The organism is Sphaerisporangium sp. NPDC051017 (genome assembly GCF_040683095.1).
Classification (GTDB): Bacteria; Actinomycetota; Actinomycetes; order Streptosporangiales; family Streptosporangiaceae; genus Sphaerisporangium.
Map to the genome: position 1 here is coordinate 164800 of NZ_JBFBCI010000008.1, position 17741 is coordinate 182540.

Below are 17741 nucleotides of genomic sequence, written 5' to 3' on the forward strand. Positions count from 1 at the left end.
CCCCGGGTCCCATGTAACGGAAGGGTGATGACTTCGTACCCGCCACGGCCGGGGTGGCCACGGGTGGACATTCGCGGATCTTCGCCCAGGGAACGGTGGATAGGGCTTCCGTGCGGTGGAGGCCCTAGATCCGTTATCCACCGGGACGTATCCGCATGGTTCTCGTGGGCCGGCGCCGGGCGGGCGGCGCCTCCCACGCCGATCCCATGGCCTTGCTCGCGGCCCTAGGGCATGCGGTGAGCGACGTCGCCCTCCGCCCCAGCCCTGATCCGCCCCCACGCGGCCATGGGTGTGTGGTGGACGCGCTCACATACGGGACGCGAGCGCGCCGGTTCTCCCCCCTAGGTCCTTGACGGTCCCGCCCTCACTCCGATCGCTGCTGCGGGATACCCGCGAGCAGCGCACGGACCTCGGTCTCCCGGTAACGCCGGTGACCGCCGAGGGTGCGGATGGACGTCAACTTGCCCGCCTTCGCCCACCGAGTAACGGTCTTGGGGTCGACGCGGAACATGGTGGCGACCTCCGCCGGGGTGAGCAGTGGCTCGGCCTCGGGTGTACGAGCTGACATTTGTGCGGCCTCTCCTCCGTGGACCGGCGACAGCGATCCTGCGACTTGTGTTGGCGCTTGTCACGGATGTCCCACAATGATCCAGTTCGTACGGATTTTTCTGGACCGTATGCGGTATCACCCGATGTGACCATACAGCCACGTAGAGCGATTGGCGAGCCCTCAAAGTACAACGCCTTGTCCACGGGTTGATGTCACGCTCGGTGATTCTAGCGACACGTTTCGTGGTATCGCAGTGAAAACGGCAAACTACTCAGTTCGCAGAAGCGAGCTGGTGACTCCCGTTACCTACTTTTGCAGGTCACGTGCATGATTTGCGGTTCAGTTCGCCGATTCGAGGGCTTGTATTGACTTCCAGCGGACGATCACGCGCTGATACATGGCGTAGGCCAGTTCTTCTTGACCCGTGTCCAACCCGGTGAGGGCGGCGGCCAGCTCGGCCGCGGACTGGTCGGCCTGGAGCGTCGCGTCGTCCATGACGTGGACGAGCCCGCCGTAGTCGAGCTCGACCAGCGAGTGCGGGTGGAACTCCTCCAGCCAGCGCCCGACCTCTTCCACCTCGGTCAACGTGCCGACCTCGCCCACGTGCCTGCGGATCACGACCAGCGCCCGCGCGACCCTGCGGCGCGCCTGCGCCATCGACGTCACGTACAGCAGGTTCCTGGCCGGGGCCGTGGTGGTCGGCGTGGCGGGCGCGGACGGCTCGGCCGACGGCTCCTCACGGTGACCGAGGACGAGCCAGCGCTCGGCGGAGTCGAACGGCACGAACCAGGACGTCGGGACGTGCCACGTGCTCGTGCGGATGTGCGTGCGCAGGGAGGAGGAGCCGCCCTTCTGCTTGTGCCGGTCGAAGTCGTCGGCGGTCTGCTCGGCGATGGTCCTCGGCACGAAGCGGTCGGCCAGTTTGATCGGCGTGGCGCCCCGGAACCGGGCGAAGGCCACCCAGGACCTCAGCCTGCTCTGCCACGGGCAGACGTAGAGGGTCTCCTCGATGCGCCGCAGGTAGGCGTTCGTGCTCTCGGCCCCCGGCGCAGGCATCGGGGGCACGCCCAGCAGCCGCCGGACGGCCTCCGCGTGCTCGGCCTCCAGGGCGAAGGCGCGGCGCGGCCGGTCCTTGGAGTCGGCGTATGCCGCCCAGAAGGCGCGCTCTTGTTCGGTGAACGCGGACAACGGCTCGTAGACACGGAGATAGGCGGCGTAGGGCAGCACATCTCGAATGGTGCCATGGAGCGGCGAGCCGACGCGAGTGAGCGAGCCCGACCACGTTCAGTGGCGCCCTCCCCCGGCGGGGTGACCGCCGGGGGAGGGCGCGGCGCCCGAAGGGTGGGACAGAAGTTTCGGGAAATGGACGATCATGGTCGGGGCGTGGCCGGATGGATAATGTTGTCTTCCAGGATCCGCCGCGACGAGGCGGCGGACGGGAATGACCGGGAGTCACCACAGTGACCGACGTCTTTGGGCCGTCCCACCAGGACACGGGCCCCTCGATCGGACAGGCCAGGCACGAACAGGTCGTCTTCTGCGCGGACGACCGCAGCGGTCTGCGCGCGATCATCGCCATCTACAACACCACCCTCGGCCCCGGACTCGGGGGCACGCGCTTCTACCCGTACGAGGACGAGCAGACGGCCCTCGCCGACGTGCTCAACCTCTCGCGGGCGATGGCGTACAAGAACGCCCTGGCGGGGCTCGACCTGGGCGGGGGCAAGGCCGTGATCATCGGTGATCCGGCCAAGGACAAGAGCGAGGCGCTGCTGCGCGCCTACGGCCGCTTCATCCAGTCGCTGGGCGGCCGCTACTTCACGGCCTGTGACGTGGGCACCTACAGCGAGGACATGGACATCATCGCCCGGGAGACCCCCTACGTCACCGGGCGCACCCCCGCGCACGGCGGCGCCGGCGATTCCTCCATCCTCACGGCCTTCGGCGTGTTCCAGGGCATGCGCGCCTCGGCCGAGCACGTCTACGGTTCCCCCACCCTGCAGGGCAGGCGCGTCGGCGTCGAAGGCGTCGGGAAAGTCGGATACCGCCTGGTCGACCACCTGCTGGCGGACGGCGCCGAGGTCGTGATCTGCGACGTGAGCGCCGAGGCCGTCGAGCGGGTGCGCAAGGTCCACCCCGAGGTCGGCGTCGTGGCGGACGCCGCGGCGATGAAGCGGGCCGACATCGACGTCTACGCGCCGTGCGCGCTGGGCGGCGCGCTGGACGACGAGGCGGTCGCGGGGCTGAACGCCAAGATCGTGTGCGGCGGGGCCAACAACCAACTCGCCCATCCCGGCGTGGAGAAGCAGCTCGCGGAGCGAGGCATCCTTTACGCTCCGGATTACGTCGTCAACTCCGGCGGCGTGATCCAGGTGGCCGACGAGATCGAAGGCTTCAACATGGAGCGCGCCAGGGCAAAGGCGACGCAGATCTTCGACACGACGTTGAAGATCTTTTCGATCGCCGAAGAGGAAGGGGTTCCACCGGCGGCGGCGGCCGATAGGCTGGCGGAGCGCAGAATGTCGGAAGTCGGTCGGCTTAGGGGTATTTGGCTGGGCCGCTGACTGTGGACGCCCATACGGCGTACCGAGAGGCGCGCAAAACAGGTACGGTTGTAGGCGAACGAGAGCTGACGCCGGAAGTCAGGCGGCATCAGCGCGTGATGCGTTAGCGACGAGGGGTCGGGCACGACCCCGCATGAGGGGGTCGAGCCGATGGGGCGCGGCCGAGCCAAGGCCAAGCAGGTGAAGGTTGCTCGCCAGCTCAAGTACAACAGTGGCGGCACCGATCTTGACCGTCTTCGCGAGGAGCTCGGAGTCAATCACGACTCCAATCGACACGATGATGACGACGTCGACCACGAACTGGCCGATCGGTACGCCGATTACGCCAGCGAGATCGGCGATGACGACGAGGACGACAGGTCCCGCCGCCGATAGGCGATTTTCGGGTTGACGCTGGTAGGGCACCCGGTGAACGACGGCTCGCCGAGTGCCTCCTTCGCGCGCCTGAAAGGCTCCTCGCCATCCCTGATGGCGAGGAGCTTTTCGTCGTGCCCGGACACATCCCGGTAGATCGCGGCCACGCGCCGCCGTCGTGAACCGGACCATGGACGGACGGCCCCGGCCACACGGCCGGGGCTCGCGAGGTGAGGCCGTCAGGCCGTGAAGCGGGCCTCGCCGGTGCCCGGGACGATCTCGCCCAGCACCCATGCGTCCTGCCCCCGTTCGCGCAGGACCTTGAGCGACTGATCGGCCGTCTCCGCCGGGACGACCGCGCACATGCCCACGCCGAGGTTGAACGTCCGGTCCATCTCGGCCGCCGGCACCCGGCCGTACCCCGCGATCACCTCGAAGATCGGCGGCGGCGTCCACGACGCGCGGTCGAGCAGCGCGTCCACCGAGCCGGGCAGCGACCGCGCGAGATTCGCGGCCAGCCCGCCCCCCGTGATATGGGCGAAGGCGTGGACCTCCGTGCGCCGCGTCAGCTCCAGGCAGGCGAGCGAGTAGATGCGCGTCGGCTCCAGAAGCTCCTCGCCGAGGGTGCGGTCGAGCTCGGGGAGCGACCCCTCCAGCTCCAGGCCCGCCGTGCGCAGCACGTGCCGCACCAGCGAGTAGCCGTTGGAGTGGACCCCGGACGACGACAGGCCCAGCACGACGTCCCCCGCCCGGACGCGGGCGGGCCCGAGCAGCTCGGACGCCTCGACGACGCCCGTGCCGGCGCCGGCCAGGTCGTACTCGTCCGGCCCCATGGCCCCGGGGTGCTCGGCGGTCTCGCCGCCCACCAGCGCGCAGCCCGCCAGGCGGCAGCCCTCGGCGACCCCGCCGACGATCTCGGCGATGCGCTCGGGCACGACCTTGCCGCAGGCGATGTAGTCGGTCATGAACAGCGGCTCGGCCCCGCACACCACCAGGTCGTCCACGACCATGCCGACCAGGTCGATGCCGATCGTGTCGTGTTTGCCGAGGGCCTGGGCCAGCATGACCTTGGTACCGACGCCGTCGGTGGACGTCGCCAGCAGAGGACGGGTGTAGCGCAGGAAGGCCGAGGCGTCGAAGAGGCCGGCGAAGCCGCTGGCGTCGTCCACCACCTCGGGCCGCCGCGACCGCGCCACCCGTTCCTTCATCAGCTCGACCGCGCGGTCGCCCGCCTCGATGTCGACGCCGGCCGCCGCGTAACTGCTCACGCCGGCGTCGCCCCCGGCCGCCCCGGCGGTCACGCCTTGGCCTCGAGGACGAACTTGCCCACGTTGTCATGGTCGATGGGGATCGGATACACGCCGTCGAAGCACGCCCGGCACAGGCGCTCGGCGGGCAGCGTGGTCGCCTCGGTCAGCTCGTCGAGCGAGATGAACCCGAGCGAGTCGGCGCCGATGGACTCGCGGATCTGCTCGACCTCCAGCGACCCGGCGATCAGCTCGGCCTTCGTGGCGAAGTCGATGCCGTAGAAGCACGGCCAGGACACCGGTGGCGAGCTGATGCGCACGTGAACCTCGGTGGCGCCGGCCTCGCGGAGCATCTTGACGATCGCGCGCTGGGTATTGCCGCGCACGATCGAGTCGTCCACGACGATCAGGCGCTTGCCCGCGATGACCTCCCGCAGGGGGTTCAGCTTGAGGCGGATGCCGAGCTGGCGGATCGTCTGCGAGGGCTGGATGAACGTGCGGCCCACGTAGGAGTTCTTCACCAGGCCCTGGCCGTACGGGATGCCGCTCTCTTGCGCGTAGCCGATGGCGGCCGGCGTGCCCGACTCGGGGGTCGGGATCACCAGGTCGGCCTCCACCGAGTGCTCGCGGGCCAGCCTGCGGCCGACCTCCACGCGCGTGGCCTGCACGCCGCGCCCGGCGATCGTGGTGTCGGGACGGGCCAGGTAGACGTACTCGAACAGGCAGCCCTTCGGCTCGGCGAGGGCGAACCGGCGCGAGCGCACACCGCGCTCGTCGATCGTCAGCAGCTCGCCGGGCTCGATCTCGCGCGTGAAGACGGCGCCCACGATGTCGAGGGCGGCGGTCTCGGAGGCCACCACCCAGCCGCGGTCCAGGCGGCCCAGCACCAGCGGGCGGATGCCCTGCGGGTCGCGCGCCGCGTACAGCGTCTTCTCGTCCATGAAGACCAGCGAGTAGGCGCCCTTGACCTCCGGCAGCAGATCGGCCGCGGCGTCCTCGATGGACGTGCCCGGGTCGCAGGCCAGGAGGGACGTGAGCACCTCGGTGTCGGTGGTCGCCCGGGTGGCGCCCGACGGCAGCCGTGCCATCAGCTCGGGCGTGTTGATCAGGTTGCCGTTGTGGGCGAGCGCCAGGCCGCCGCCGTCGCTGGAGCTCAGCGTCGGCTGCGCGTTCTCCCAGACGCTCGACCCGGTCGTGGAGTACCGGCAGTGGCCGATGGCCAGGTGCCCGCGCAGCGTGCCGAGCACCGACTCGTCGAAGACCTGGGCGACGAGGCCCATGTCCTTGTATACGAGGATTCGGCTGCCTTCGCTGACCGCGATGCCCGCGGACTCCTGGCCGCGATGCTGCAACGCGTACAGCCCGTAGTAGGTGAGCTTGGAGACGTCCTCCCCAGGGGCCCACACTCCGAAGACGCCGCAGGCGTCCTGCGGCGCGCGGTCCTGGGGGTCAAGGTCATGGCCTAGCCGGCCGTCGCCCTTTAGCACGTGCTTCATTCTAAGTAAGGGGTTTGACCACACGGTAACCCGGGTGCGTCCGTGGTCGGCCAAGGTGATCACACGGGCCCGCGCGCCCGCCGCTCGTCGGGCAAAGATCCCCGCCGTTTCGCCGTGTCCCATAGGCATATCGCCCGATCGGAGGGAGAGTGGGGGGTCAGGCATGCCCAGGTCGAGAGAGCGGACCGTGACGACATCTGGCGATCCGAACAACCCGGACCCATGGGGCGACCGGCATGGTCGCCGCGACGACGGCGGCCCCTCTCGCGGCGAGCGGCCCCCGAGCGAGCCCTCTTATGGGCGGGGCGCCGAGCCTCCCTACAGGGGGTGGTCGTCTCCCGGAGACCAGCCCCAAGGAGGACCGCCCCCAAGGGGTGCGCAGCCCCCGTCCGGCCCGCCGGGAGGCGAGCAGCCTCCGTACGGCCCGCCTCCCTACGGAGGAGGCCCTCCGTACGGGCCGCCCGGGGGCTGGCCCCCCGGCGCCCGCCCCGGCGGCGGACTCGGCACCGCCTCGCTGGTGCTGGGTATCGTCAGCCTGTTCCTGCTGTTCATCTGCGGCCTCGGCGTGCTGACGGCGATCGTCGGCATCATCCTCGGCGTCATCGCCACGGTGAGGAACGCCAACCGGGGCCGCGCGGTCGTCGGCATCGTGCTCAGCGGCCTCACGCTGGTGCTCGCGGTGGTCGGTTTCACCTGGTTCTTCTCCACCTTCCAGGAGTGCTTCAACCTGCCGACGCAGTCCGAGGCGCAGCAGTGCGTCGAGCGCAAGCTCGGCGTGAACGTCCAGAGGCCCTCGCCCTGACGCGCGTCACCCCAGCGAGGTCAGCGGGAGGAATTCGGACAGATCAGCGCGGGTGCCGCTCGCGCTGATCTTCCCGGCGTCCATCGCGTCCTCCCAGGTGACGCGCCCGGTCGCGAGCTCCAGCCACGTGCGCGGGTCCGTCTCCACCACGTTCGGGGGAGTTCCCCGGGTATGCCGGGGGCCGGGTACGCACTGGACGGCGGCGTACGGCGGGACGCGCACCTCGACCGTCCGCCCGGGGGCCCGCTCGGCGAGGCGCTCCAGGAGGTGGCGGACCGTCAGCCGCGCGATATCCTTTTCCGGGCGCAGCCCACGCGCGTACAGGCCGAGGATGACCTCCACGGCCGCCTCAGGCGCGGCCTGCGGGGGGCCGTCGTAGGGGTGCTCGCCGAGTTCGGCGAGTTGCACGTCCAGCGCGGTGCGGATCAGTTCGGGGTCGATCTTGCGTGCGGGCACCCTTCTATCCTGCACCGCCGCGGACGACGGCCATTCCGCGCCGATCGCGAATCGCCGTTCACCTTGATGGAAGTCCACATTCATCTCGTGTTGTGATGGCGGTCGTACGGTCCGACGCGAGGAATCCCGAACGTACGATCTTGGAGGTACCAGTGGCGAACCCGTCGCCGCGCAGAATGCTGCCTCTTCTCTCGGCGCCGCGTATGGGCGGCCGGGACGCGATGACGTGCCAGTTCCGGTGTGGCAACGCCTGCGCGCACGAGGTGTCCAACAGCAGTGACAACCCCTACTTCGCCGACGTTCTGACCAGCACCCTCTCGCGCCGTGGCGCGCTGCGGGCCGGAGCCCTCGGCACGCTGGTCGCCACCGCGGGTGTCGCCGGCGCCGCCGCTCCCGCCTTCGCCGACCCGGGCCAGTCCGGTGACGCCGCCGCGCAGAGCTTCGGCCGGTGGCACGACAAGGGCGGCCTGCGGTTCACGCCCGTGGCCCCGAACTCCGCCGACGCCCTGATCGTCGCCGACGGTTACACCTCCTCGGTGGTCGTCCGCTGGGGCGACCCGGTCCTGCCGGACGCGCCGGCGTTCGACTTCGAGAACCAGACCGCCGCGGCGCAGGCCAAGCAGTTCGGCTACAACTGCGACTACGTGACCTTCTTCCCCCTCGGCTCCGACCGGGGCCTGCTGTGGGTGAACCACGAGTACACCGACGAGAACCTGATGTTCCGCGGCTGGACCAGCGGCGACACCGTCCCGCTGGAGCAGATCAAGATCGGCCTGGCCGCGCACGGCGGGTCCGTCGTCGAGATCGAGCGCGTCGGACGCTCCGGGCAGTGGAAGCTCGTCACCCGCGGCCGCCGCCGCTACAACCGGCGCATCACCGCCCAGACGCCGATGCGCTTCAGCGGCCCGGCCGCCGGATCCGCCCTGCTCAAGACCGCGGCCGACCCGCGCGGCACCACCGTGTTCGGCACGCTCAACAACTGCTCGGGCGGCACGACGCCGTGGAACACCGTGCTGACCGGCGAGGAGAACTGGAACCAGTACTTCGTCGGCGGCAACGGCGTCCCCGAGGCGCAGAAGCCGTACCTGTCGCGGTACGGCATCAGCACGACCACCGCCATCCCCAGCGGGAACCGGCGCTTCGACCGGGTCGAGGAGCGTTTCGACCTCGCCAAGCACCCGCAGGAGATCAACCGCTTCGGGTGGGTCGTCGAGGTCGACCCGTTCGACCCCGACGCGACCCCGATCAAGCGCACGGCGCTCGGCCGGTTCGCGCACGAGGCCGCCACCACCACGCTCACCCGGGACGGCCGCGTCGCCGTCTACATGGGCGACGACGGGCGGTTCGAGTACATCTACAAGTTCGTGTCCAAGGACCGGTACATCCCCGGCTTCGACCGGCACAACCGCGGCCTGCTCGACGAGGGCACCCTGTACGTGGCGATCTTCACCGGTGACAGCCCCGGCGAGATCGACGGCACCGGCAAGCTCCCCGCCGACGGCGCGTTCGACGGCACCGGCAAGTGGGTCCCGCTGGTCAGCGGCAACAGGTCGTTCGTCGACGGCATGACCGCCCAGGAGGTCCTGGTCTACACGCGCCTCGCCGCCGACAAGGTGGGCGCGACCAAGATGGACCGCCCCGAGGACATCGAGCGCAACCCGGTCAACGGCAACATCTACGCCGCACTGACCAACAACACCAACCGGACCGTCGCCAACGCGGACGAGGCCAACCCGCGGGCCTCCAACCGTCACGGCCACATTCTGGAGATCGCCGAGGACCGGAACGACGCCGGGGCGACGGCCTTCCGCTGGGCGCTGCCGCTCGTCTGCGGCGACCCTGCCGACCCCTCGACGTACTTCGCCGGGTTCGACAAGACCAAGGTCTCGCCGATCTCCTGCCCCGACAACGTGACCTTCGACCGCGAGGGCAACCTCTGGATCGCCACGGACGGCAACGCGCTGGGCAAGAACGACGGCCTGTTCGCGATGCCGCTCTCGGGCCCCGACCGGGGTCACGTCCGCCAGTTCCTCACCGTCCCCTACGGCGCCGAGACCTGCGGCCCGCTGATCACCCCTGACCAGCGCAGCGTCTTCGTCGCCGTCCAGCACCCCGGGGAGATCACCGGCGCCACCCCGGACAACCCCGCCAGCCACTGGCCCGACGGCGGCACCAGCCAGCCCCGCCCCTCGGTATCCGTCGCCTGGCACACCCAGGGCAAGAAGATCGGCTCCTGACCCACCCGCGCCGCCTTCCGGAATCATCTGGAAGGCGGCGCGGTCCTACGGCGAGGCGGGTGGGGGAAGGCTCGACGGCGTCAGGACTGGGCGATCGTCAGACGAGCAACTCCTCGGTGCTCGCGACGATCCCTTGCCGAGCCCGGACCACGTCCGGCTGGTGGTTACCAGGTTTGGCCGTCGCGGAGGAAGCGCCAGAGGCGGTCGGTGCTGTTCTGGTCGCGGTCCAGGTACAGGGTGTCCCAGCTGCCGGAGCCCTGGTAGACGGCGAGGGTGATCGCCAGGCCGGGGGCGGACTTGGGGCGCAGGGCGAACCAGGTGGAGTTCCCGTTGCCCGACTCCTCCCAGCGGTAGGTCCACTTCTGGGCCGCAGAGCCGTCGCAGGTCTTCACGACGAGGCCGTCGCCGGCCTTCGGGGAGGCCGTGGCGGGCTGGAGGCACTTTCCGGCGGCGACGTTCTTGATCGTCATGTTGCCGTCGGCATCGTAGGTGTTGATCCACTTGGCGGTCTTGTACTGCCAGCCGGGGGATCGCAGCGTGATGGCCACCGCGCCCTCGCCCGTGCCGTCGTTCATCAGGGCCAGGCGGCTGCCGTCCATCCGGTTGATGAGCTGGCGCTCGTCCGGGGCGGTGGCGTCGGCCTGGGCGGCGGACGGGGACAGCGCCGCGAGGACGGCCGTGGCCGCGGCGGCCGAGGCGAGCGCCAGCGCGGAGCGCCCGAAGGGCCGTGTGGACGAGGGTGGGGTGAGGTGTCCGGACGCGCGTCCCGTGGGGGTCGTGGAGGACATAGAGAACATGGAAAGAGCCCTTCTTCTCGGTGAGGCGGCCCCGTTCGCCGGGGCCGCCTCGCTCACCGTGGCAGATGGTGACTCTCCGTAGTTACATGATCCTCCATGGAAAGGATCAATCCCTGGGACGGTGTCCGGTTCAGGCCACGGACTCGGGGATCTTCGGGGCGTCCGCGGGGGCGGGCGGCATGGCGCGCCGGGAGCGCAGGGAGATCAGGCTGACCGGGATGCCGACCGCGACGATGGCGGCCGCGACGACGAGCGCAAGCTGGTAGCCGTCCAGGAACGCCGTCAGGGGACCCGCGCCGTCCGCCGCGGAGGAGCTCTGGCGGGCGCTGAGGATCGCGCCGAGCACGGTCACTCCGAGCAGGCCGAACACCTCACGCGAGACGTTCAGCACGGCCGACGCGACGCCCCCGCGGCCCTCCGGCAGTGCTCCGAGGATCGCGTTGGTGAGCGGCACCAGCAGTCCGGCCCCGACGCCGTACACCATCAGCCAGGGGAAGATCTGCATGTACGTGCCGCCCTCGCCGACGAGGCTCAGCGCGACCACCCCGGCGGCCATCAGGCCGAGGCCGAAGGCGACGGTCGGTCCGGTGCCGAGGCGGCCGGCGATGCGGGGCGCGATGGTCGCGAGCGCCGCCGTCAGCAGGGCCATGGGGACGAACGCCGCGCCGGCCTGGGTCGGGGTGAAGCCGAGGACGTTCTGCAGCCACAGGGCGGTGAAGAAGTAGATGCCGAAGACGCCGAACGCCCACAACCCCATGGACAGCATGCCGCCGCTGAAGACGCGATCCCGGAACAGCGACAGGTCGATCATCGGCTCCTCGGCGCGGACCTCGATCAGGACGAAGGCCGCCGCCGCGGCCGCCGCGACCGCGAAGGACCCGAGGATCAGCGCGGACGTCCAGCCCCGGCTCTCGCCCTCGATGAGCGCGTACGTCAGCGCGAACAGCCCGAGCGAGGAGGCCAGCAGGCCGGGGACGTCCAGGCGGTGGCGGACGGTGGGGCCGGATCCGCGGATGGCCCAGGCGGCGAGCGCGAAGGTGACGACGCCGATCGGGACGTTGATCAGGTAGATCCAGCCCCAGTGCCAGTTCTCGCTGATGAACCCGCCGGTCAGCGGGCCGACGGCGAGCGCGAGGCCGCCGATGGCGCTCCAGATGCCGACGGCCGTGCCGCGCTCGCGCGGGTCGGGGAAGATCCGCGGGATCAGCGCGAGCGCGGTCGGGGTCAGCAGCGCGGCGCCCACGCCCTGCAACCCTCGGCTGAGGATCAGCGTCGCGCCGTTCCCCGACAGGCCGGCCGCCGCCGACGCCAGCGTGAAGACGGCGAGGCCGGTCAGGAAGACGCGCCGCCGGCCGAACACGTCCGCGAGCCGTCCACCCGCCATCAGCAGCCCGGCGAACACGAGCATGTAGCCGCTGACGATCCACTCCAGGCCGGAGATCGTCAGCCCCAGGTCCCGCTGGATGGTCGGCAGGGCCACGTTGACCACGTTGTTGTCCAGATAAGTCATGAAGGTGGCCAGCGAGACCGCCACCAGGGCCCACCATCTGCGATTCACATCAAATCCCCTCTACGGCGTACCTGTACATCGTACATGTACGTTGTATAGGAGAACCTGTACCGCGTATAGTTGTCAAGTGGCCGCAGACAAGCTGACCCGCGAGAGCGTGGTCGAACGGGCCCTGGAGCTCGCCAACGAGGACGGCGTCGAGGCGCTGACCATCCGGCGCCTGGCGGGCCGGCTGGGCGTCACCCCCATGGCGCTGTACTGGCATTTCAAGAACAAGGACGAGCTGGTGTGGGCGCTCGCCGAGCACCTGCTCGCGGGCGTGACGGCGGACGTCGCCCCGGGCGACCCCTGGCAGAAGCGGCTGCGCGCCATGGTGCGGGCGCTCGTCGACGCGATGCGCGAGCATCCGTCCCTCCCCGCCTTCCTCCACTCGGCCGTCGAGGACAAGCACGAGCTGGAGAGTTTCAAGGGCGCGACGGAGGCGGCCCTCGACGCGCTGTCCGCGGCCGGGTTCAGCCCGGTCGAGGGCTACTACATCGCGACCTACCTGCTGAACGCCTCGATCGCCCTGGTCAAGGACCATCCGGGCTGGCCGGCCGACATGAGCGAGGCGGAGCAGGCCGAGGCGCTGCGGCTGCGCAGGCTGCACATCGAGACGCTGCCGCGCGACCGCTACCCGCGCATGGTCGAGTACGGCGCGACGCTCCACGCGCCGCCCGACATCGAGCGATATTTCACGTTCGGCATCGACCTGATGATGGAGGGTGTCGAGGGCCTGGCACGCCGCCGCGCGTGACCGGGCTCTGGCCCCGTTGTCCGAGGCCCGTTGTCCGAGGCTCGTTGCCCGGGGCCCTGACGGCCGAGCTCTAGCCCGGTGTGGCGGTCTTCCGGCGTGGGCGGGCGCAGGCGGCCGTGACGACGCCCGCGAGCGCGACCGTCGTGAGAACGAGATACGTCCGCTGGAACCCGGACATCAGGTGCTCGACGGCCACGGGCGACAGCCGCGACAGGGTGCCGGCGTACACGAGGTCGCGCAGGGCGGGGGACAGCGTGCCGGTCAGCACGCTGAGGGTGGTGGCGACGCTGAGCACGATGCCGACGTTCATGATCATGAGTCGGAAGCCGTTCACCACGCCCAGGCTTCCCGGCGGCAGCGCGCTCATCACCTGCGTCGTGTTGCCGGTGAGGAACGTCCCGTTGCCGCAGCCCGAGAGGAACAGGCCCGTGCCGATGATCCAGTACGGCGTGGCGGTACCTGCCGACAGTGTCAGGCAGGTCAGCCCGCCGAAGGTGAGCAGGCACCCGCCGACGGACAGGACGTACGGCGAGACCCGCCGGCCGAGCGCGCCCGCGATCGGGGACGCGAGCGCCATGCCGATGGGCACCGGGAGCACGCCGAGCGCGGCCGTGAACGCGTCCATCCCGCGCGCGGCCTGGAAGTACAGGGCGACCAGCAGGATCAGCGCCGAGCGGGACAGCGCCGCGCAGAAGGACGCGAGGTTGGCGAACGTCAGCATGCGTTCTCCGAAGAGGCGGGCGTCCAGGACCGGATGGGAGGCCCGGCGCTCGACCACGACCAGCACGGGCACCAGGATCAGGAAGATCAGCGTTCCCGTGATGAACACCGGGCTCGCCAGGCCGCGCGAGCCCGCCTCGGAGAGGGCGATGAGCACCGCCGACAGCGCGGCGAAGACGATGAGGTTGCCGGCCGCGTCCACCGGCGTGCGCGGGCCCGCGGGGACACGGCGCAGCGTGGCCCATCCCCACAGCAGCCCGACGACCCCGGCGGGGACGTTGACCCAGAAGACCCACTGCCAGCCGGCGGCGTCGGCGATGAGGCCGCCGAGGGTGGGCCCGGCGAGCTGGGCCACCGACAGCGTGCCGATGTACACGCCCATGCCCTGGCTGAGGCGGTCCGGCGGGAAGGCGCCGGTGATGATGACCGTGCCGTTGGCCAGGATCATCGCGGCGCCGACCCCCTGCAGGCCGCGCATGACGATCAGGAAGCCGACGTTCGGCGCGAGCCCGGCCAGCAGCGAGGCGGCGACGAACAGCGCGAAACCGGCGAGGTAGACCTCGCGCCGCCCGAGCAGGTCGGCCACGCGCCCGAAGAACACCAGCGTCGCCGTGTTGATCAGCAGGTACGACAGCAGGATCCAGGACGAGGCCAGGGCGTCGGCGTCGAAGTGCCGCACGACGGCCGGGAGGGCGACGTTCAGCGTGCTCGCGTTGATTCCGATGAGGACGAGGCCGAGGCTGGTGACCGAGCATACCCGCCAGGCGTATCGGAGCTTCTTCGCGTACTCGGGGGTTCCGGGCAGGAGGGGAGCGGCCTGTTCGAGCGGATGGGCGACCATGCCCCTAGTCTGATCTAGGCCTTACGTCAGTATTTGTCGCCTAGATGCTCGGTTATCAGCGGAATCGTCCGTATATAACGTCACCACACCGGTGTCCGGGGCGGCGGCTGAAACCTTCCCAGGTCAGGCCCTGCCCGCCCGCGGCGGCCGGTGAGGACTTAAATCAGTTCAAATCCTCTGACTTTCTGAAGTTCTTCATCGGGCGGACGGGTCAGCGGGCGCGCCTGCGCAGGCCTTCGAGGTCGTAGATGGTCACGCGCCGCCGGCCCGTCTCGATCAGGCCGCGGTCGCGCAGCGAGCGCAGGGCCTTGCTGACCGCCTCGCGCGACGCGCCCGTCCACCCCGCCAGCTCGTCCTGCGAGAGCGGGAGCGCGACCTTGACGCCGCCGTTGGTCGGCTCGCCGAAGCGCTCGGCCAGCTCGACCAGGCGCGTGGCCACCCGCCCGGTGGTGTCGAACGCGCCGTACTCGACGCGCTTGCGGTCAGCATCGCGCAGGCGGCCGACGACGAGGCGCAGGAGCAGGACGGCGACGCGGCCGTGCTCGTTAAGGAAGCCCGCGAAGTCGCGGATCACGACGCCCTCGACGGGCTCCAAGGCGGTGACCGTGCCCGAGCGTGGCTCGTCGCTGATGCCGGACATCTCGCCCAGAAGCGCGCCCGGGCCCCGGATGGCGAGCACGACCTCGGTGCCCCCGGCGGTGTGCGAGGAGACCTTGACCCGGCCCGAGGTCAGGACGAGCACCCAGTCGGCGGTGTCGCCCTCGGCCATCACGGTCGCGCCGCGATCCCACCGGCGCTTACGGCCCGCGGCCGTGAGGTCGGCGATCTCGGCCGCGGTGAGCAGGGAGAGGAACTCCCCTGGCTCGGGGGACGGCTGGGACGTCATCGCTACTCCAAAGAACGCGGCAGGGGAACGTTCCCGATTATCGCGGCTCGTCTGACGCCCGGACCACGTCGGGCTTCGCCTGTGGATAGCTAAACGTACGGACGCGCGCCGCGTCCCCAGCCTGTGGACAACCGGGGCGCGCCTCGGCCTGGATAGGAGCCCCAGCCCGGGATGAATGCCTCACTCCGGACGAGAGTCCGGTCCGCGCGGACGCTTCGGTCCGTACGGGAGCCGCAGTCCAGGACTGATGCCTTAATCCAGAGAGGTGAGGACGAACGCCTCGACACTCTGCTCCTTGCCCTTCAGCGTCAGCGCCCCGAGTGGGCGGACCTCGGCGCCGGGACCGAGCTGGGCGCGGGTCGTGGCCCCGATGACCACCGTGCCCGGCTCGGCCAGGGACTCCAGGCGCGCGGCGACGTTGACGGCGTCCCCCATCGCGTTGAACCCGCGCAACTCCGGGGCACCGATGTTGCCCACGAGCGCCAGACCGGTGTTGATGCCGATGCGGAACCTCGGGTATCCGGGGTTGCCCGCCGCGATCTCCTCGGCGGCCGCCTGCATGGCGAGGGCGGCCCGCGCGGCCTGGGCGGCGTGCATCTCCTGCGCCGCCGGGGCGTTGAACAGGGCGAGCAGGGCATCGCCGACGAACTGCACGATCGTCCCGCCGTGCTCCAGCACGCACGGCACGGCGACCCCGTGGTAGCGGTTCAGCATCTCGACGATCTCACCCGGTTCGACCCGCTCGGAGAACGTCGTGAACCCCTTGAGGTCGGCGAACAGCGCGGTCAGCTCGACCAGCGACCCGCCGAGCGCGGCCTGGTCGGGGTCGGCGAGCAGTGACGCCGCGACGTCCGGCGACATGTACTGCCGGAACAGCGTCTCCAGCTCGCGGTACAGCCGGGCGTTCTCCAGCGCGATCGAGAGCTGGCTCGCCAGCGTGGCCGCGAGCGCCTCGTCCTGCCGGGTGGCGCCGACGGGCACCTCCAGGGCCCCGGCCAGCACGCCCTTCACGGTCAGCGGGTGGACGACGACCCCGTCGCCGGTGATCACCTCGGTCTCCTTGAAGTCGTCCACGCCGAACCGCCGCTCGCCGACCGCCACCTGCCCGTTCGACACCAGCCCGATGCGCACGTCCCCGTACGCCTCCCGGACGCGCTCCAGCGACCCGGCCAGCAGCTCTTCCTCGCGGAGGCCGACCCGCGCGCGGCGCCCGACGTCGACCAGCGCGCCGAGCCGCGCCGACAGCTCGCGCTCGGCCGCCAGGGCCTGCCCCGCGCGGTCCAGCACGGCGGCCTGGCCCTCGTTCAGCCGGAACTTGCCGGCCAGCCGGGTCGCCACGGGCGGCCCCGAGGACGACCCGCTCTCACCCATGCGCCGCAGGTGGCCGACCAGCTCTTCGAGGGCCTCGTCGTACCGGGCCTGGATGCGGCGGATCGTCGCGGTCAGCGCCACCGAGTCGAACAGCCCCTGGCTGGAGCCCTCGCGCCGGAACTGGATGTAGGCGCTGTAGGCGACGAAGACGAACGCCAGTGTCAGCAGCAGGTGCCACTCCCACCACGACATGAGCCAGTTCGGGCGGAAGAACCCCGCGACCATCGCCTCGCCCAGCAGCGCGTACGCGGTCAGCAGGCTGGCGAGCATCGCCGAGGGGCGCCTGCGGTGGATGCGGAACATCAGCGCGGCGGCCAGGGCGAAGAGCGCGGCGCCGATCCACGAGACGAAGCCGATGGTCGCCCCGCCGGGGGGAGGCACCGCGCTGAGCGGTGTGAGGCCTTCGACCAGCGAGGCCCAGCCCCAGGCGACCAGGATGACCACCAGGCCGGCGCGCAGCAGGTCGGCCCGGGCCAGGATGGCGGCCGCCGCCCGCTCGCCGAGCGGCAGGGACGAGGCGAACGCCAGCACCGAGGCGAACGTCAGGCCGACCGGCTGGCCGATGTCGAAGGCGTAACTACCATGTTCCACGATGATGGTCGGCGTGGCCAGGCCGTGCAGCAGGAAGAACCCGGCGCTGCCGAGGAAGACCAGCGAGACGAGCAGCAGCCGCGCGTCCTGGCGGCGGGCGGCCGCCTGGCTGATCAACAGGCCGAGGACGACGTTGACGCCCGCGACCGCGACGATCAGCAGGAAGTGGCTGGGCGGGTGCTCCCAGCGGATGTTCAGCCGGTCGGGGTTGGACAGCAGCAGCCACAGGCCGAGCAGCGGGAACGCCATGTGGAGCACCCAGACGACGCCGCGCACCGGCTGGGTCGCGGGTGGCAGATACGGATCGTCCGCGGGGTCTCCTGAGGGTGCTCCGGCAGGGGGGCTCGCGGGAGACGCCTCCGCGTGATCGGTCGACGGCACGGTTCTCCTCCGCATGGGCCGGTCGAGTTCTGCCGGATGTGGCGATTATCCCGCTGGCCGTGGGAGGCGGAGGACGGTCATGGGTTTCGACGGGACGAATGCCCCTGGGAACACCGGCCCTCGCCGGAGGCGCTCGGGGTAA

General features: G+C 70.6%; 15 protein-coding genes. 5 read left to right on the forward strand and 10 right to left on the reverse strand.

Features of this window, described 5'->3' with window-relative positions; translation table 11 throughout:
* Positions 1 to 364 precede the first annotated feature (364 nt).
* Positions 365 to 568: a developmental transcriptional regulator BldC gene (gene bldC / locus AB0M95_RS10360; RefSeq protein ID WP_013133571.1), complete on the reverse strand. Its 204-nt coding sequence runs from the start codon at positions 566 to 568 to the stop codon at positions 365 to 367.
* Positions 569 to 889: 321 nt separating this feature from the next.
* Positions 890 to 1777, reverse strand: coding sequence for a hypothetical protein (locus tag AB0M95_RS10365; protein ID WP_363761821.1), 888 nt, complete (start codon positions 1775 to 1777; stop codon positions 890 to 892).
* Positions 1778 to 2010: 233 nt separating this feature from the next.
* Here AB0M95_RS10365 and AB0M95_RS10370 point away from each other — a divergent pair, with 233 nt between their 5' ends.
* On the forward strand, positions 2011 to 3114 hold the full coding sequence (locus tag AB0M95_RS10370; protein WP_363761823.1) for a Glu/Leu/Phe/Val dehydrogenase dimerization domain-containing protein: 1104 nt from the start codon (positions 2011 to 2013) through the stop codon (positions 3112 to 3114).
* Between the two features lie 150 nt (positions 3115 to 3264).
* Positions 3265 to 3489 carry a DUF3073 domain-containing protein gene (locus tag AB0M95_RS10375; RefSeq protein WP_114033354.1) on the forward strand — a complete coding sequence of 75 codons (225 nt, stop codon included), beginning with the start codon at positions 3265 to 3267 and terminating at the stop codon, positions 3487 to 3489.
* A gap of 218 nt (positions 3490 to 3707) precedes the next feature.
* Here the strand turns inward: AB0M95_RS10375 and purM are convergent, their stop codons facing one another.
* Positions 3708 to 4736, reverse strand: coding sequence for a phosphoribosylformylglycinamidine cyclo-ligase (gene purM, locus AB0M95_RS10380; RefSeq protein WP_363761903.1), 1029 nt, complete (start codon positions 4734 to 4736; stop codon positions 3708 to 3710).
* Positions 4737 to 4765: 29 nt separating this feature from the next.
* Complete coding sequence (purF, locus tag AB0M95_RS10385; protein WP_363761825.1) at positions 4766 to 6211, reverse strand: amidophosphoribosyltransferase; 1446 nt, start codon at positions 6209 to 6211, stop codon at positions 4766 to 4768.
* Between the two features lie 517 nt (positions 6212 to 6728).
* On the opposite strand from purF, the gene AB0M95_RS10390 reads away from it, so the two are divergent.
* The gene (locus tag AB0M95_RS10390; RefSeq protein WP_358525547.1) at positions 6729 to 7013 is read left to right on the forward strand and encodes a DUF4190 domain-containing protein; all 285 of its coding nucleotides are present in this window, start codon (positions 6729 to 6731) and stop codon (positions 7011 to 7013) included.
* Between the two features lie 6 nt (positions 7014 to 7019).
* Here the strand turns inward: AB0M95_RS10390 and AB0M95_RS10395 are convergent, their stop codons facing one another.
* On the reverse strand, positions 7020 to 7469 hold the full coding sequence (locus AB0M95_RS10395; protein ID WP_363761828.1) for a sterol carrier family protein: 450 nt from the start codon (positions 7467 to 7469) through the stop codon (positions 7020 to 7022).
* 176 nt (positions 7470 to 7645) lie between these two features.
* On the opposite strand from AB0M95_RS10395, the gene AB0M95_RS10400 reads away from it, so the two are divergent.
* The gene (locus AB0M95_RS10400; protein ID WP_363761905.1) at positions 7646 to 9706 is read left to right on the forward strand and encodes a PhoX family phosphatase; all 2061 of its coding nucleotides are present in this window, start codon (positions 7646 to 7648) and stop codon (positions 9704 to 9706) included.
* Positions 9707 to 9870: 164 nt separating this feature from the next.
* On the opposite strand, the gene AB0M95_RS10405 is transcribed toward AB0M95_RS10400, so the two are convergent.
* Positions 9871 to 10494, reverse strand: a complete 624-nt coding sequence (locus AB0M95_RS10405) for an RICIN domain-containing protein (RefSeq protein WP_363761830.1) — start codon at positions 10492 to 10494, stop codon at positions 9871 to 9873.
* Positions 10495 to 10633: 139 nt separating this feature from the next.
* Positions 10634 to 12061 carry an MFS transporter gene (locus AB0M95_RS10410; RefSeq protein WP_363761832.1) on the reverse strand — a complete coding sequence of 476 codons (1428 nt, stop codon included), beginning with the start codon at positions 12059 to 12061 and terminating at the stop codon, positions 10634 to 10636.
* A 79-nt stretch (positions 12062 to 12140) separates the two neighbouring features.
* On the opposite strand from AB0M95_RS10410, the gene AB0M95_RS10415 reads away from it, so the two are divergent.
* Complete coding sequence (locus AB0M95_RS10415) at positions 12141 to 12809, forward strand: TetR family transcriptional regulator (RefSeq protein ID WP_363761834.1); 669 nt, start codon at positions 12141 to 12143, stop codon at positions 12807 to 12809.
* 70 nt (positions 12810 to 12879) lie between these two features.
* Here AB0M95_RS10415 and AB0M95_RS10420 read toward each other — a convergent pair whose 3' ends face one another.
* The 3 genes from AB0M95_RS10420 to AB0M95_RS10430 all read right to left on the reverse strand — a co-directional run bounded on the left by AB0M95_RS10420 (position 12880) and on the right by AB0M95_RS10430 (position 17599).
* Positions 12880 to 14370 (reverse strand): MFS transporter, encoded by a 1491-nt coding sequence (locus AB0M95_RS10420; RefSeq protein ID WP_363761836.1) that lies wholly within the window; start codon positions 14368 to 14370, stop codon positions 12880 to 12882.
* A gap of 211 nt (positions 14371 to 14581) precedes the next feature.
* A complete protein-coding gene (locus tag AB0M95_RS10425; protein ID WP_363761838.1) occupies positions 14582 to 15256 on the reverse strand; it encodes a Crp/Fnr family transcriptional regulator in 675 nt (224 codons plus the stop codon).
* 252 nt (positions 15257 to 15508) lie between these two features.
* Entirely contained in the window at positions 15509 to 17599 is a 2091-nt protein-coding gene (locus AB0M95_RS10430) for an adenylate/guanylate cyclase domain-containing protein (protein ID WP_363761840.1), read from the reverse strand.
* Between the last annotated feature and the right edge of the window lie 142 nt (positions 17600 to 17741).